Annotated in this window: 13 protein-coding genes; 4 read left to right on the top strand and 9 right to left on the bottom strand. The window is 59.7% G+C overall.

The features are described from left to right. Positions 1–377 precede the first annotated feature (377 nt). Positions 378–1,025 (top strand): TrmH family RNA methyltransferase, encoded by a 648-nt coding sequence (locus tag GVI59_RS04295; protein WP_173573301.1) that lies wholly within the window; start codon positions 378–380, stop codon positions 1,023–1,025. Positions 1,026–1,384: 359 nt separating this feature from the next. Here GVI59_RS04295 and GVI59_RS04290 read toward each other — a convergent pair whose 3' ends face one another. The 6 genes from GVI59_RS04290 to GVI59_RS19280 all read right to left on the bottom strand — a co-directional run bounded on the left by GVI59_RS04290 (position 1,385) and on the right by GVI59_RS19280 (position 6,649). After that, positions 1,385–2,161, bottom strand: coding sequence for an NTP transferase domain-containing protein (locus GVI59_RS04290; RefSeq protein WP_173573081.1), 777 nt, complete (start codon positions 2,159–2,161; stop codon positions 1,385–1,387). Continuing rightward, complete coding sequence (locus GVI59_RS04285) at positions 2,158–2,952, bottom strand: sterol desaturase family protein (protein WP_173573080.1); 795 nt, start codon at positions 2,950–2,952, stop codon at positions 2,158–2,160. Before GVI59_RS04285 ends, GVI59_RS04290 begins: the two co-directional genes overlap by 4 nt. Then, a complete protein-coding gene (locus GVI59_RS04280) occupies positions 2,949–4,109 on the bottom strand; it encodes an LptF/LptG family permease (RefSeq protein WP_173573079.1) in 1,161 nt (386 codons plus the stop codon). Before GVI59_RS04280 ends, GVI59_RS04285 begins: the two co-directional genes overlap by 4 nt. Continuing rightward, positions 4,106–5,401, bottom strand: coding sequence for an LptF/LptG family permease (locus tag GVI59_RS04275; protein WP_173573078.1), 1,296 nt, complete (start codon positions 5,399–5,401; stop codon positions 4,106–4,108). The genes GVI59_RS04280 and GVI59_RS04275 overlap by 4 nt, the downstream gene beginning before the upstream one ends. Continuing rightward, positions 5,398–6,321, bottom strand: coding sequence for a metallophosphoesterase family protein (locus tag GVI59_RS04270; RefSeq protein ID WP_173573077.1), 924 nt, complete (start codon positions 6,319–6,321; stop codon positions 5,398–5,400). The genes GVI59_RS04275 and GVI59_RS04270 overlap by 4 nt, the downstream gene beginning before the upstream one ends. 202 nt (positions 6,322–6,523) lie before the next feature. Next, positions 6,524–6,649, bottom strand: coding sequence for a hypothetical protein (locus GVI59_RS19280; protein ID WP_277876297.1), 126 nt, complete (start codon positions 6,647–6,649; stop codon positions 6,524–6,526). A gap of 46 nt (positions 6,650–6,695) precedes the next feature. Here GVI59_RS19280 and GVI59_RS04265 point away from each other — a divergent pair, with 46 nt between their 5' ends. The 3 genes from GVI59_RS04265 to GVI59_RS04255 all read left to right on the top strand — a co-directional run bounded on the left by GVI59_RS04265 (position 6,696) and on the right by GVI59_RS04255 (position 10,191). Further along, the gene (locus tag GVI59_RS04265; protein WP_173573076.1) at positions 6,696–7,670 is read left to right on the top strand and encodes a diacylglycerol/lipid kinase family protein; all 975 of its coding nucleotides are present in this window, start codon (positions 6,696–6,698) and stop codon (positions 7,668–7,670) included. Continuing rightward, complete coding sequence (locus GVI59_RS04260; RefSeq protein ID WP_173573075.1) at positions 7,664–8,665, top strand: hypothetical protein; 1,002 nt, start codon at positions 7,664–7,666, stop codon at positions 8,663–8,665. The genes GVI59_RS04265 and GVI59_RS04260 overlap by 7 nt, the downstream gene beginning before the upstream one ends. Positions 8,666–8,928: 263 nt before the next feature. Continuing rightward, positions 8,929–10,191, top strand: a complete 1,263-nt coding sequence (locus GVI59_RS04255; RefSeq protein ID WP_173573074.1) for an NAD(P)/FAD-dependent oxidoreductase — start codon at positions 8,929–8,931, stop codon at positions 10,189–10,191. A 105-nt stretch (positions 10,192–10,296) separates the two neighbouring features. On the opposite strand, the gene spt is transcribed toward GVI59_RS04255, so the two are convergent. The 3 genes from spt to GVI59_RS04240 all read right to left on the bottom strand — a co-directional run bounded on the left by spt (position 10,297) and on the right by GVI59_RS04240 (position 13,729). Further along, on the bottom strand, positions 10,297–11,493 hold the full coding sequence (gene spt, locus GVI59_RS04250) for a serine palmitoyltransferase (RefSeq protein WP_173573073.1): 1,197 nt from the start codon (positions 11,491–11,493) through the stop codon (positions 10,297–10,299). Positions 11,494–11,499: 6 nt separating this feature from the next. Beyond that, positions 11,500–11,751, bottom strand: a complete 252-nt coding sequence (locus tag GVI59_RS04245) for an acyl carrier protein (protein ID WP_173573072.1) — start codon at positions 11,749–11,751, stop codon at positions 11,500–11,502. 187 nt (positions 11,752–11,938) lie between these two features. After that, a complete protein-coding gene (locus GVI59_RS04240; RefSeq protein ID WP_173573071.1) occupies positions 11,939–13,729 on the bottom strand; it encodes a fatty acyl-AMP ligase in 1,791 nt (596 codons plus the stop codon). Positions 13,730–15,068 lie beyond the last annotated feature (1,339 nt).

Genomic DNA, 15,068 nt, shown 5'->3' with positions numbered 1-15,068 from the left:
CAATGGCATTTTTCATGGTATTCGGGTGACGCGCCATTGAAGAATACGCCGATACCATGAACGGGTGTCTGACCCCATCATGGTATCGGGTGAGCCTCACGACTACGTAGAGAGCATAGCGTTCATCCACTGATAAAGAAGGCGCATCAGTTGCGGACCGCGCCGGTCGTCCCGCGACAAGCGGCAATAGACACAGGCATCAATCACGCTGCTTACTGGAGCGCGTCGATATTCTGGGCATGATGGAATGACTGAGAAGGGTGGATTAAAGACAGGTGGTTTTGGGCTCGATTGAGAGGAAACGCACATCCCTTCTTCGAGTGGCGCCCTGCATCGTCGTTCGGTATGTTACTGAGAGGATGGAGCATCTGGACGTGATGACAGCAGATAAGCAGCCAGAAAAACGATCCGCTAGAAAGCGGGCCGAGGCGATACGGGACTTCCGGTGCAAAAACCTTATCGTCGTCATCGAAGACCCGGAAAACCCGCGTAATATCGGTACCGTTATCCGAAACGTAAACGCCCTTGGCGCAGAAAAAGTATATGTGATCGATCCTCGCCGGATTCTGTCAGACGACTGGAGCGAATTACGCACCGAGCCAAAATTGTCGAAACTATCTGTGTCCGCAGTGAAGTGGACATTCGTTAAGCGCTTCGACAGTACCGAAGATTGCCTTGTGCATCTCGAAAAGAACCATTTCGTATCAGTCGTTACGTCACCTCATAGAAAAGGTAAAAATAATACTCTCCTTCATGAAGGAGATTACACCGAACATGCGAAGTTGGCTGTTTGGTTTGGGAGCGAGACAAAGGGGATTAGCGACCTCGCAGTCGAACGAAGTGAACGGTGTGTATCGATACCCATGTTTGGGATGATCGAAAGCCTCAATCTCGGGACAAGCTCCGGCATTGTCCTCTACGAAATTACAAAGCAGCGGCGACAGTATCAAAGTCGCTACAGGCTGCGTGATCGCCGGGGTGAGCGTGAGGTGCCGCTACCTACTATTCTTGCTGAAGAGGCATAATTCGGCGCACTTCCGCAAGTGAGGACGATCCTTAATGACGGCTCCCAGTCATGGTGTTTTCATGGTATCAGGCGATGAGGTGTACGCAAGGCATTGAAATATAATGTTTTTTTTGCGATATAATAATCGAGTGGGAGTGGGGCCACGTCTGGTTTGTTGCTATTTTGAAAAGCCCGCATAAATGCGGGTCTTTTTCTCAGACGCTTCTGTTTCTGAGGAAAAGACGCAGCAAATTCACGGATCAAATGTCAAAAACCACTATAAATAACAAAGAAGTTTCTGGAGAATATTTTTCAAAAATCTTTAGAGAGCATCAGTCTCTTTAAAGAAGATAGTATCCCTGAAAAGGAAGCGGCGTTCTAAGCCGCTTCCATCAGCTTCCGCACCAGAACAAGATCCGCAGGCTTGTCCACATCCACAGCCGCACGGCCATCCGGCATGAAGACAAACTTCCCCTGTGCGCCAGTCAGCTTCAGAATGCGCGCCAGCAGGTTTTTCGTTCCCAGACGCTTCAGCAGAAATCGCAGCAGGATGGAAGGGCCGAGCAGCCAGCCCATCCGGAGCGGGTGCTTGCGTTCCTTTTCGACTTTCCGCCACAGCATGGCGACTCTCGCGGAAGCATGTGTACGGAAAAGGAAAAGATTGCAGCCAGAAAAGGCGACATCGGAAAGGCGGATGAAGGTTCGGCGTGTTCCCGGAACATCCCGCGTCACAGCGGCTTCGCTGGCGACACCGACGGCGATGTCGGCGCTTCCGGCATCGTCGAGGAAAAACTGCACCCATTCCGGTCGCAGAAGCGGGTTGTCCGCCGTGGTGACCAGAAGCGGTGTTCCGCAATCACGGATCGCGGCAAGAACGCTCGCGCTCGGTCCCTGAGCGGCATCCATCGTTTCCACACCGTCTGGAAGAATGCCGTCCAGAACAGAAGGGTTTTCAATACAGACAAGAATGCGCCCGATACACGGCACTGCGAGAAGCGTATCGAGCACATGCGTGATCATCGGTTTTCCGGCAATCGGGATCAGCGCCTTGTGCGAAAGCCCGGCGGCGACCGCCATCGGATCAGCGGCTCCTGCGCGCGACCCGGCCAGAACGATCGCTGTCAGTCCGGATTCACTTGCGCCGGACTCAGTCACGCCGCATCACGGTTGGCTGAACGGGTGGAAGGACGGGCGCCGTCGGGACGATCGCGTGGGGGAGAGCCGGTCAGCTTCATGACCCACGGATACCGCTTCGCCTGCTCCAGATTGTAGCCGAGGTTGAACACGCTCGGGCTGCGGGGACGGGCGCGCGCCTCTTCATAGAAAGAGCCGAACGCACGATCCACGACATAGCTGGTGATGCCGAAATTGCCGTCTTCATCATGGAAGTGATGCAGGACGTGCCACGCCTTCATCCGCTGGATCCAAGCCGCCTTCGGCTTGTAGTTCAGATGCTGGATGCAGTGAAAGAATTCGTAAATACAAGTGATCGTCACACCCGCGCCGAAAGCCGTTGCAGCGGCTCCCCAGCCGCCGATCAGCCAGCCGACGGGAATCGTCACGGCGCCGATGGTGGGCAGAGTCGTTGCAGGCGCGCCGAACAGAACATCCAGCAGATGCGGGTCCTGATGATGATCGAAGTGGATGCGCTTCCACAGCGAGGCGGTCCAGCGGGATTTGTAGAGCCACTGTCCATGCAGAATCCAGCGGTGCAGGGAGTACCAGACGACCGGATAGACCAGCATGACGGCGAGGATGGATGTGATTGTCGCACCCCAGCCGGCGAAGAAGTGTACGCTGAGAATGACGCTGACCACAATGAGGACGAAATACAGCAGAATCGTCGGATAGGTCAGATAGGCGATCCAGAGCTGACGCAGATTCATCTTGCCGAGATCGAAGCTCCGCCCGGACCTGATGGTCGGATTCCGCAGGGTGCCACTCATTTGTCTTCGTTCCTTAATAACGCGGTGCCTGCGGCCAGTGCAAAGATGATAAGGCCGGGGACAGTCGCGACCGGAGCCGGTAGGAGACCTGCGTTGCCCATCGCACGGAACATGCCCTGCACAATGATGAACAACAGACCGGCGCCGAGGCACCAGACCGGCAGCCAGCTCCTCAGCCCTGTTCTGGGGGGTATATAGATCACCGGCATCGCCAATAAAAGCATGACGATCAGAGCGAGGGGTCTGAGAAAGCGCTCGAACAGGGCCGCGCGGAGGTAACCGGGCGTCTGGTTGGTGGCGATTTTGCCGTGTAGCGCATCCAGAATCATGCCTGAAGACAGGGGAGCGGCGTCCATCGAAAGCCGCAGCATGTCGTTCGGCCCGAACGGATTTTTCCACAGGGCGTCAAGAACCGTGCTCTCGTTCGCCGTGGTGTCCAGCTCGGCGAACGAGACCGTCGCACAGTGAATGTCGGACAGGTGCCAGCCGCTGTAGCTGTAAACGGCGTGCTCTGCGTGCAGGGTGCGCAGAATCCGTCCGTCCGCGGTGCGGTCATACAGATCGACATTGAACGCCTCCCGACCCGATCGGGCGATATAGCCGACATGCGCGAGCTCACTGTCGGTCGCGGGGAGTCCGATGGCGGACCCCATGCAGGCCTGGGCGACACCATCGGGAACGTGAAACCAGAACGCCTTGCCGTTGGCCGGAGTCGGATTGGTGCGGTTCCACCACGATGCAAGAGCCAGTTCCGAGCGCGGCGTGATCTGATCCTCCAGCACGCACCCGAACAGTCCGATCAGAATCGCGGACGGCAGCAGCTTCCTCAGAAAACCCCACGGAGAAAGACCCGCCGCCCTGAGGATGGCGATTTCACTGGAGATGGTCATCTGCGTGAACATCAGCAACCCGGCGATCAGCACGCTGAGGGGCAGGGCGGTCTGGAGCATCGCGGGCAGATGCAGCCCCATGTAGGTCAGCACGCCCTTGACGCCGAGGTGACGCTTGAGGATCGGCGTCATCTGCTCAAGGAGCGCGAGAATCTCCATGAGGGCGATGAGGATGCCGCAGCACATCACCGTGCGGGAAATGAGCGTGCGGGAAAGATAGCGCAGAAGAACGTGGCGGGGACCTTTTGCGATCCGCTCTTCGGTCATCGGGCTCCCTCCACTATATCCCCGGAGGAGCCTGTGGGAGGAGTCGCAGGGCGACTGCGCCGGATCGGCAGGATGCTGGCCCGGAACAGCAGCAGCAGGGTGCAGGCGGTGCAGAACACGACGGTCGGCAGCCAGATGACCAGAAGCGGCGAGGATTTGCCGCTGGCGATCAGGCTCTCTCCAAGCTGGAGGATATGGTCATAGGTCACCAGCAGCAGGACTGCGACCGCGAGTCCGGCGCTGCCCCGTCTGCGTTTGCCGATCACGGCCAGAGCCGTGGCGAGAACGGGAATGAAAGGGATCGACAGACTGCGGGCCAGCCGGAAATTCAGTTCGGCCCGCATGTTCGTCAGGGGAATGTCGTTGCTGTCCGAGACCTCGGGAGCCGGTATCAGATCTGTATCCGTGTCCCGTGACGTGTCCGTCTTCGCGGCATGGCGAACCGCGTCGATCTTACGGGCGAGTTCACGCGAGGTCAGTTCACGCTCATCATCGCCACGGGTACGGAACGTCGCCTTGTTCGTGCGGCTGATCAGACGTTGTGCATGATCGAAAGTCGTCACGGTGGGTTGCACACCGGGCCGGATGGTCAGGATCGAGCCATGGAACAGCTCGATCTGGACTTCTCCCTTGGCGGCGTCCGTGCGGAGGGAGCCGGTCTGCGCCGTGATGTCGCGTTCCTTGCCCTCGCTCAGATCCCTGATGAACACGCCTTTCAGCTGCGACCCTGCGTGACTGACATGGTCGGCTGTCAGCATCAGGCGAGGGGAGGGGGACGCGAACATGCCGGACTGAAGAACGGGCGCCCATCCGGCGTGGCTGGCGAAATAGAATCCTTCCCGGAACTGGTAACGGGCATGGGGCTGGATATAGCCGTAAAGCAGAATCGAAAGCAGCCCGATCGCAGCGCCCGTCAGCGCGAAAGGGCGACAGATGCGCGCCAGAGAGACGCCGCTGCTCATCAGGGCGTCGATCTCGTCGCCCTCACTCATGCGTCGGATGACCGTGAAGACGGACACGCACAGCGCGGCGGGCATGGCCAGCCCCAGATAGTGGGGCATCAGGTCGGCCAGGAGCCGCAGCAGGGTGAAAAACGGACTGGCCTCGGACGCCAGCACGTTGAGAAGCACCAGAAGCCGTTCGAGCAGGAGCGCGATCAGCACTACCGAAACGGCGATGACAAAGGGTGGAATGGTCTGACCCAGCAGGTAGGTGTCGAGTGTGCCGGGACGAATCCAGGAGGGCAGCCTCGCCAGAGGCGGCCTGTAGCGGTCATTCCCCGGTGTCGTCACAGCACGGACTCTTTCGTGGGCCGGATGTCCGCTTCTGCTCGCAGGGCGGGGCGTGTGAAGCGGGTCGTCCGGAAGTCATGAAGCTGCCCGTCCGGTGCAAGGCGACGGGATTCCACCGTGATCTGCCAGTCACGGTCTTCCTTGTGGATGCTGATCCTGTTCCAGCCTGCCGCCCGTTTCAGACTATGGCCCGGTCTGTGCGACGCGGAGGTGACGCCGATGACCGGGATCTCGCTGTCGGGTATCGTGCTGAATGTCCCCTGATGGGAGTGGCCGTGCAGGACCATCTCCGCACCGGCGGACCGGACGGCTTCCGTGAAACGATCCAGCCCCCGTAACGCCTTGCTCCAGAGAACCAAGCCCTTGCGTGGCGGGTGATGAATCATGACGACGCGGCACAGTCCCTGCTCACCCGTGCGCCGGAGCAGTTCGGCCATTCTGTCGATCTGGATGTCACTGACCCGGCCAGAGGCGAAAAAGGGCGGTGAGGGAACGGCGGAACTGACGCCGATCAGGGCGGCGTCTCCGACTCTCAGGAAAACGGGAGTCTCCTCATCAGGCATGCCGCCGACATCGCGCCACAGTCCCGGCCCGTCCGCCCAGGACGCCCGGATCATGGTGTCGTGGTTGCCGGGGATGACGGCGCGGGGTGTCGGCAGGCGATCGAGCCATCGCGTGGCGGCGATACATTCCTCGCGCGTGCCCAGATTGGTGAGATCGCCGGTGATGGCCAGCGCATCGGCTCCGCAGGCGTCGATATCGCGCATGACGGCGGCGAGCGCCCTGGTTCTGTGAATATGACGTCTGTTGAAGCGCCATGAGATCATGCTGATGATCCGCTTGATCGCCCATTCCCTACGGGACGGCACGATTTCGAGCGGCAGATGTGGATCAGACAGATGTGCCAGAACGGCTGACAAGGTGCGGCTTCCTGACCTGCCTGTGCAGATCCCTTGAGGGTCACGGTTCCTGAAAGGGGCCTTGCTCCCAATCTGCTGCATCGATCCCCCAAACCGCCCGGTCAATCAAGAGTGCTGAGGGTGGAATTAATAGGCAGCGTTCTTCTCTACACCAGAACGCATCTTTTTTCGAAGCCCGCAAAGCTGCGGGTCAGGCTATCAATTAAACGCCATGATCCACAGGGATGGTCTGCGTGCGACGCATGACCGGGACCGCCGTGCGCAGAGAGGCCAGAGCCGGAAATGTGACAAGTCTGCGATGCACGTCTATATGACGCCGCGTATTCACGAAATGAGCCGTCCGGGACGGTGGTCTGGAAAGAGCGGATTGCCGAATGCCTGAACGCGTAGCCCTGATTCATAATCCGCGCAGTCGTCGTAATATAAAGAGCGGTGGGCAATTCGCCGAGCAGGCCCGAGCGGCGCTAGGTCCGCTCTTTATATGCCCTGAAGGCCGGAACGGGCTGGTCGAAGCGATTGAAGAACTGGCGCGTCAGGATGTCCGCGTGATTGCGGTGGATGGCGGCGACGGAACTGTCAGTCATGTCATCAGCGCTGTCCTGAACGCCTATCCTCACGAGCGTCTTCCGGCTCTCTCCATCCTGCCGTCAGGCAACACCAACCTGATCGCCAGTGATGTGGGATGCAGTCTGAGGGAAATGCCTGCTCTGACGCGCCTTCTGGAGAAAGCGGGGCAGGGAACGCTGATGAACGACGTGTCCTGGCGTCAGCCGGTCATTGTTTCATGGAGCGACCCGGACCGACAGCCCGTCGCCGGGATGTTCGGTGGGCTGGCGGCCTTCACCCGCGCCATCGAGCTGGCGCACAACCCCGCCATTCTCGACCGTTACGCTCATGACACGGCCATTTTCGCGACCGTTCTGTGGGGATTGCGGCTTTTTTTCAGGAAAGAAGTTCGGAACCAGTGGCTCGGCGGTTCCCCGATGACCGTTACCGTGGACGGTGGAGCACCGGATGCTCATCCCCGCTTTCTTTTCCTCTGCACGGGGCTGCACAAGCTGTCCCGCGGCGCCTGGCCTTTCTGGCTTGATTCCAGTCCGACAGGCGGCCTGATCTATCTCGATATTCTCGGACATCCGCCCCGTCTGGCGCGGAATCTTTTCTCGGTTCTGCGGGGGCGTATCTCGGCTCGACTGCGAGGTTCCAATGCCTATCGCAGTGGCATGGCGGCGACCATCAGCATCAGCACACAGGATCGTCTGGTGATGGATGGGGAAGAACTGGAGGCTGGTGCGGATGGTCTGCTGCATCTGACGGAGGGGCCGCGCATGGCCTTTGTCCGATGCTGACCTCCGACCGGACACTGGCATCGGCGCGTGCGGCGGGTGTGGTGGCCCGGACCGTGGTCGCTGAACTGACGGAACCCGTTCCCCCCATCATCACCCGCTTCGTGGAACGCATGATCGGATCGGCGCGGCCTGTCGGCGTTCTGTTTTATGGTTCGCTGGTGAGGACGCTGACAAAGGGCGATACGACGCCCGAAGCTCTCGCAGAGGGTGTGCTCGATTTCTATGTGATCGTGGACCGGCAGGCGGACTGGCCGCGCGGTCGGCTGGCGCGTCTGGCGAACGCCGTGCTGCCGCCGAATGTCGAATATCATGAGCATGAAATCGACGGCGTGCCGCTCCGGGCCAAGGTGGCGATCCTGACACTGGCCCAGTTCCGTCGTCTGACACGGCCTCAAAGCCGGGACACGACCATCTGGTCGCGCTTTTCCCAGCCGGTCCGTCTCGTCTGGGTGCGTGATTCCGGGGCTGCGGATTCCCTGCTGCGGTGCGTTGTCCGCGCTGTTGGTACCGCCGCCCGCTGGGCTGCCGAACTGGGGCCGGAGCACGGTCGGCCGGAACAGTATTGGGAGGCGCTTTTCCGCAGGACCTACGCCGCGGAACTGAGAGTCGAGAAAACCGGCCGCTCCCGCAGTCTGATCGAAGGCGAGGAGGCCCGGTTCAGCCAGCTTCTGACGGCGTCCTGGGTGGCCGGAGGGCTGGAAGCCTCTGTTCTGTCTGACGGAGAGATTGCGCCGGATATTGCGCCTGCCGAGCATACAACCGCCCTTCGTCGTTGGACGGCCCGTGCACGGCTGGGCCGTCCGCTGAACGTTGCGCGCCTGATCAAGGGAGCGTTCACCTTTACCGGTGGAGCGCAGTATCTGGTCTGGAAAATCCAGCGTCACAGCGGGATCGCCATAACGCTCACCCCGTTTGCCGAACGCCATCCGATCCTGTGCGCGCCGGCTGTACTGTGGCGACTGGCCCGGGCTGGAGTTTTCTCGCGGTCGTCCTGAGTGATGTGAGGGAATTCGGAAGAAAAAGAAGCAGGAAGACTTTTGTGTGTCTGGAAGTCGGTTTGCTCGACTATGGCATCTTTCAATCAACCAAAGTTTTGTTTCTTTTTTGAAAGAATACCCCTTCCTCTCCGCCAACCGGGAAAATCCATCAGGCATGTCCCGGCCACGTATGGGAAAGCCGCGCGCTTTACGGTAGGAAAAATCAGGCAAAACAATCATCGGGAGCCACAGGCTCCCTGTCCGGACGGGAGTGTCTTTGCATGGCGCGGTCAGCACTTGTTCTCGGTGGAGGCATGGTCGGTGTCAGCACCGCATGGCACCTTCAGCAGCGTGGTTACGACGTCGTTCTGGTTGAGCGCGGCGAGCCGGGACGTGAGACGTCCTACGGCAATGCCGGGCTGATCCAGCGCGAGGCCGTCGAGCCTTACGCCTTTCCGCATGATTTCCAGAAACTGGTGCAGGTCGCGCTCAGGCAGGGGAATGATGTCAATTACCGCCTGTCCGATCTGGCCGCCATCGCGCCCCGGCTGGTGGAATACTGGTGGAATTCCGGACCAAAGCGTTATGACACGATCACACGCGGCTTCGAGGCCCTGATCCGTCACTGTCTGACCGAGCATGACCGCATGATTGATGCGGCGGGCGCTGGAGATCTGGTCAGACACGGCGGCTGGACCCAGATCTTCCGCACGGAAAAGGGATTCGCTGACGGCGCCGCCAGAGCGCGTCATCTCGCCCGTGAGTTTGGCGTCGAAGGCCGGATTCTCGACAGTGCGACGCTGTCCCGTGCGGAACCTGCCCTGCATCGCAAAATGACGGGCGGCGTTTACTGGCCATCTCCCTACAGCGTGAAAGACCCCGGCGCGCTCGTGCAGCGTTATGCTGATCTGTTCGTCGCCGGTGGTGGGAAGATCGTGCATGGCGACGCCCGGACGCTGGCGCATCTGGCTTCAGGCTGGACGGTCCGGACGGCTGACGGACCGGTGTCCGCCGAGCAGGCGGTCATTGCGCTGGGGCCGTGGTCTTCCGATCTGACGCGCTCCATGGGGTATAAATTCCCGCTCTTCGTGAAGCGCGGCTATCATCGTCACTTCAGATGGGACGGTCATCTCAACGCGCCGATGATCGACACGGATGCCGGCGTGGCGCTGCTGCCGATGGCGCAGGGGCTGCGTGTCACCACGGGAGCCGAGTTCGCCCTGCGGGATGCGCCGCCTTCATGGAAGCAGATTCTGAAAAGCGAGAAGCTGGCGCGGGAAATGCTGGATATCGGCGAGGCGGTGGAAACGACGCCGTGGATAGGAAGCCGTCCCTGCGTGGCCGACATGCTGCCGATCATCGGCGAGGCCCCGGCCCACACCGGGCTGTGGTTCCACTTTGGCCACGCGCATCAGGGCTTCACGCTCGGTCCGGCGACTGGCCGCCTGTGCGCCGAGATGATGAAGGGTGAAACGCCTTACATCGACCCGCTGCCGTATCGTCCGACCCGGTTCCGCTTCGGACGTCGCGCTTTTCCTGTGTAAGGAAACAAGTCAAAGGTTTTTGGGTGCCGCCTTTTTTCAAAAAGGCGGCACCCAAAAACTTCTTTATGCTTGAGAAAGGCGGAATGAGCCGCCTCGCCACTGCCCTCAGGCAGAAGCAGGCAGTCGCGCCATAGCTTCGCCGAAGATCTCCACGGCGCGGTCAATCTGCTCGCTGGTATGCGTCGCCATGACGGAGCAGCGCAGTAGCGGATGATGGTCCGGCGTTGCGGGCGGCAGGCTCAGATTGACGTAGAGGCCGAGGCTGAGGAGCGTGTTCCACAGCATGATGGCTTCCGGAATCGTCTCCAGAACCACACCGACAACCGGGCTGACCGTCTTGCCCGTCGTCAGGCCAAGCCTGTTGAGGCCAGCGTGGAAGCGGGCCGCATTGTCCATCAGGCGTGTGCGGAGTTCCGGCTGCGCTTCCATGTCGTCCAGCGCGGCCATGGTCGCCGCGATGACTTCCGGCGGCAGCGAGGCGGTGAACATGTAGGGGCGGCAGTGCAGGCGCACCAGTTCCAGTTCAGGATGACGGGAGACACAGTAACCGCCCACGGTGCCGAGACTCTTGGAGAAGGTGCCGACAATGAAATCGACATCGTCTTCCACGCCGGCGGCTTCCGCCACACCGCGCCCGTTCGGGCCGAGTACGCCGAAGGAATGGGCCTCGTCCACCAGAAGGGTCGAGCCGGTCTCGCGCTTCACAGCGGCCATTTCCGCCATGGGAACGACGTTGCCGGTCATCGAGTAGATGCCTTCGACCACCACCAGCTTCGCGCCCGGTTCGTCCTTGATCCGGTTCAGGCGCTTGTGCAGGTCGTCCGGGTCGTTGTGCCGGAAACGGATGACCTGCGCGTGACCGAGACGGCTGGCGTCATAGATGCTGGCATGACTGTCGGCGTCCAGCAGCAGGTAGTCGCCCTTGCCGGCCAGCGTGGAGATCATGCCGAGATTGGCCTGGTAGCCTGTCGAGAAGACCATGCAGTGCTTCTGGTGAAAGAAGCTGGCGATGCGCTGCTCAAGCTGTTCGTGCAGACTCTGCGTGCCGTTGGCGATGCGTGAGCCGGTCGTGCCGACGCCACGGGCCTTCACGGCCTTTACGGCAGCCTCAATGGCGCGCGGAGACTGGCTCAGGCCAAGATAGTTGTTGGTGCCGAACAGAAGGGTCTCGCGGCCTTCGATAATCCCGACGGTCGATGACAGCGGACGCTCGATGACGACGGAGAACGGATTGCGCCCTCCCTCGGCCTGCAGCTCGGCGAGGCGCTGTTCGACGCCACGGAATTTGTCGAAGATGCTCATGACCAATCAGCCGCCCTTCTTCAGGGAGACGATGCATTCAGCGAGGTCGTCGATCGTGCGGATCTCGGCCAGACGGTCGAGAGGCACGGACACGTCCAGCTCATCCTCGATTTCCATGACGAAATTCATGACCGCGAGCGAGTCGAACGCGAGGTCTTCGACAATCTTGCTGGATCCGTTGATGTCACGGGGCACCTTGGGATTGGCAAGGAGCTTGTTGATGATCAGAGCCGAGACGTCCTGAACCGTTTCACTCATTCGGGCACCTTAAAACAGTCATTGCGGAGTAACCTGTGAAGGCATCTCTCCGCTCAACTGCGGGGTTATGGCGGAAAAGCCGGTCATTCGCCAGAGGTAATGTCACGCCCCAGGCGCCGCCCGGATGTGACAGGAGGACATCGGGGCGGAGGAAGCCCTGTGAACCGGGCCTTGAGCCGCCCCGAAATCAGGCGGCGGACTGTGTGTGTTCGTCGAGCCGGTTGAAAGCGCCTGCCAGAAGCATCGTCTTGGCCTTGGCCCGGGTGAGCTTGCCGGAAGAGGTCTGCGGCAGGGAGTGCGGCGGCAGCAGGATCACGGTCGCGTCCACGCCGTGACGCCGGAAGACCGAGCTGACCTGTTCGGTCAGAGACGTGCGGGCTTCGGGAGACGTGGCGCGACAATGGACCAGCGCCACGACCTTTTCCTCGCGATTCTCTTCGACGGAAAAGACCGCCACGTCATGGTTGCGGAGTCCCTCGATCTCGTTCTCGGCGCTCCATTCAAGATCCTGCGGCCAGATATTCCGACCGTTGATGATGATGAGGTCTTTGGCCCGGCCGGTCACAACAATCTGTCCATCCAGCATGTAGCCAAGATCGCCCGTGTTCAGCCATCCGTCGGCGCTGAGAGCCTCGGCGCTTTCTTTCGGGAGGCGGAAATAGCCGCTCATCAGGCTGGGGCCGCGCGCATAGATCGTGCCGATATGGCGCTCCGGCTGAACGGAACCGTTGGGCGCCCGGACCTCGATTTCATGGCCGGGCAGAACCTCGCCGCACAGCACGAAGGTCCGCAGCAGGTGGGACGGGTCATTGCAGGGATGCGCCACGCCTTCCGTTTCCAGACGACGCAGGTCGATCGTATCGGTCCGCAGGCCGACATTCAGCGGAGCGAAGCTGATGGCGAGCGTGGCTTCAGCCATGCCGTAGCTGGCGACGAATGCGCGGGCGTCGAATCCCTGCGAAGCGAAACGCTCGGCGAAGTTCTCAAGGATATGGGGGCGAATCATGTCGCCACCGATTCCAGCGACACGCCAGGTTGAAAGATCGATGTCGGCAGCGCCGGAGCGCCGTGAGCAGAGATCGTAGCCAAAGGACGGGCTGTAGGACAGCGTGCCCTTGTTGCGGGAGATCAGGTCCAGCCAGACATGCGGACGGCGCGCGAACTCACGTGTTGGCAGCAGGTCCACGGTCAGCTGACAGGCCATCGGCGTCAGGAAGAATCCGACGAGTCCCATGTCATGGTAGAGCGGCAGCCAAGAGACGCAGCGGTCGCCTGTCTCACGGACCTGAAGGCCGTCATGGCTGATGGAGTGGGCGTTGGCCATGCCGGAGCGCTGGGTCACGCAGACACCCTTCGGGAAGCGCGTGCTGCCCGAGGAGAACTGGAGATAGGACAGATCGTCCGGTCTGATGGTCGGCAGGAGACGCTCGGCGGCGGGAAGCTCCATCAGCTGGGCCGGTGAGCCACCAAACTTCAGGTCGAAGCCGGCGATGATGTCATCTGTCCAGCCAGCGATGATCTCCGGCACCACAATGGCCGAGACATCGGCGGTCTCGATCATGCCGCGGATCGTGCCGACATACGTCTCACGACCACCGAATGCGACAGGCAGCGGCATGGGTGTGGCGACAAGGCCGGCATACTGGCAGCCAAAGAAGATACGGGCGAAATCACCGTCGCTCTCTGCGATGAGGCCGACGCGATCTCCAGCTTGAAGCCCGAGCGTCAGCAGTCGGCGCGCCATTTCACGGGCCTGTTCGCGCAGCAGGCTGTAAGGCAGCGCTTCGAGCAGGACGCCACGCCCGGAATAGATGTTGTATCCCGCAGTGCCTTCGGCAGCGTAGTCCAGCGCTTCCGTGAAGGTCGCGAAATCACCGTAACGACGCTTCTGGTTGGAAGCGGTGGGAACGGGAGTGGGAGTCGTGTCCTGAAAGCCAGTGATGGTAGGCATGCTTTCGATACGGGATATGACAGTCATTCAGCTGGCCATTCTCAGGTAATATGACAACCGCTTTGCGGGCCGACGAAGGGGTAGAGACTTATCGCCGTTTCTGTCGGATTTGAGGCCTATATAATATTTTTGCCGTTTTATGAAAGGTTGCGCCGTGATCGGCGGCTTCCGATCCCTTTATCAGTCCCTGTTTTCTCACCTGCGTATCGGTCCGAAACTCTGATCGTGTGCGGACGTTTCTGGTTTAATATTATGTTTTTAAACGATATATTTTCTGGTCCTGTTTTTGAGGCGATGCTGACCCTCAGGGGTGAAACGGGCATGGAAGATATGATGCCGCAGCATTCCGCGAGACTGTTCGGTCAAGAGTTTCCAGAAAATTAAAAAAAGAAATTTCTGAATATATACAAACAGTTTTGTGAAAATTCCTGTTCTATGGGGGTGCTCTCATGAAACGGAGGGAAATAATTTTTGTTGCCTGATTGTGTCCCTGTTCAGATGGAAAAATAACGGTTTAGGCGCGGTGGGCCGTTGGTTTCGTCGTTCGCTTTGTAGGACTCCTCGTGCGGGAGTTTTGAGCCTCATAAGTGCAGAAATAAGCCTTCACCTGTTGTGGGCTGAGGTGAATATCCGGTGCCTATCTGTCGTTCTTGCATGCCTCAGCGGTCGCGTTTGCCTGCTCTTCATGGATGAGGGGCGGCATAAACGACGTAAGCACTATGTTCTGGGGCGTTACAGTTCGCGCTTTTGCGTGCTCTGCTGTGCAGCCAGTCCCTATATATGGTGGCTACCAGAGTCACCGTGACTGTCTGATGTGGGCAAGAGCCAGACGTGCGCCATTTTGGTGCTCTCGACTGATGGACGTCCTCAGCCAACCGCTCCCCCGCTCAATCTCTGCTCAGGAAAATAGAACGGTCCCCACAAGATAGGAGCGCCGGATAAAAGCAGGGGGCCGTATTCTCTCTTAAGGGGTGCCTGAAGGTTAGAGGTAGCGATCCGGTCTGGCGCCTCTTTTTTTCGAAGTGGGGTGGAGATTCTCAGGCGGCGCTGGGCAACCGGAGTGTTTGTGTGTGCCTGGTTCCTGACTGCTCTCGTGAGCCGAGAGTGATCTTCGTGGCGTGTATTAGATTCGGAGCGTCGTTTTTTTGGGAGTTCCCAGGCTTTGGCTGGCGGGATTGAGCAGGAATCGGTTGATGTTGTTCGTCTGTATGGGGCTCTTGGTGGTGGCTGGGAGGGAGCTTTCTGATTTTATTGGTTTAATTTTCCTTGGTTTTCTGGGGTTTTTGGTTGGTTTTTGGATTTTCTGTGAGATTTTTTGTGAAAGTGTGTTGACGGTATTTGTTTGTGGGGCTTATAAGCCGCTCAC

Origin of the sequence: Acetobacter sicerae, assembly GCF_011516765.1 — a bacterium.
Classification (GTDB): Bacteria; Pseudomonadota; Alphaproteobacteria; order Acetobacterales; family Acetobacteraceae; genus Acetobacter; species Acetobacter sicerae.
This window is presented reverse-complemented; position numbering and strand designations above follow the sequence as displayed.

Coding starts and splice junctions, on each gene's coding strand:
- GVI59_RS04295 (WP_173573301.1), top strand. CDS start 378: ATGACAGCAGATAAGCAGCCAGAAAAACGATCCGCTAGAAAGCGGGCC.
- GVI59_RS04285 (WP_173573080.1), bottom strand. CDS start 2,952: ATGAGTGGCACCCTGCGGAATCCGACCATCAGGTCCGGGCGGAGCTTC.
- GVI59_RS04280 (WP_173573079.1), bottom strand. CDS start 4,109: ATGACCGAAGAGCGGATCGCAAAAGGTCCCCGCCACGTTCTTCTGCGC.
- GVI59_RS04265 (WP_173573076.1), top strand. CDS start 6,696: ATGCCTGAACGCGTAGCCCTGATTCATAATCCGCGCAGTCGTCGTAAT.
- GVI59_RS04260 (WP_173573075.1), top strand. CDS start 7,664: ATGCTGACCTCCGACCGGACACTGGCATCGGCGCGTGCGGCGGGTGTG.
- GVI59_RS04255 (WP_173573074.1), top strand. CDS start 8,929: ATGGCGCGGTCAGCACTTGTTCTCGGTGGAGGCATGGTCGGTGTCAGC.
- spt (WP_173573073.1), bottom strand. CDS start 11,493: ATGAGCATCTTCGACAAATTCCGTGGCGTCGAACAGCGCCTCGCCGAG.
- GVI59_RS04245 (WP_173573072.1), bottom strand. CDS start 11,751: ATGAGTGAAACGGTTCAGGACGTCTCGGCTCTGATCATCAACAAGCTC.
- GVI59_RS04240 (WP_173573071.1), bottom strand. CDS start 13,729: ATGACTGTCATATCCCGTATCGAAAGCATGCCTACCATCACTGGCTTT.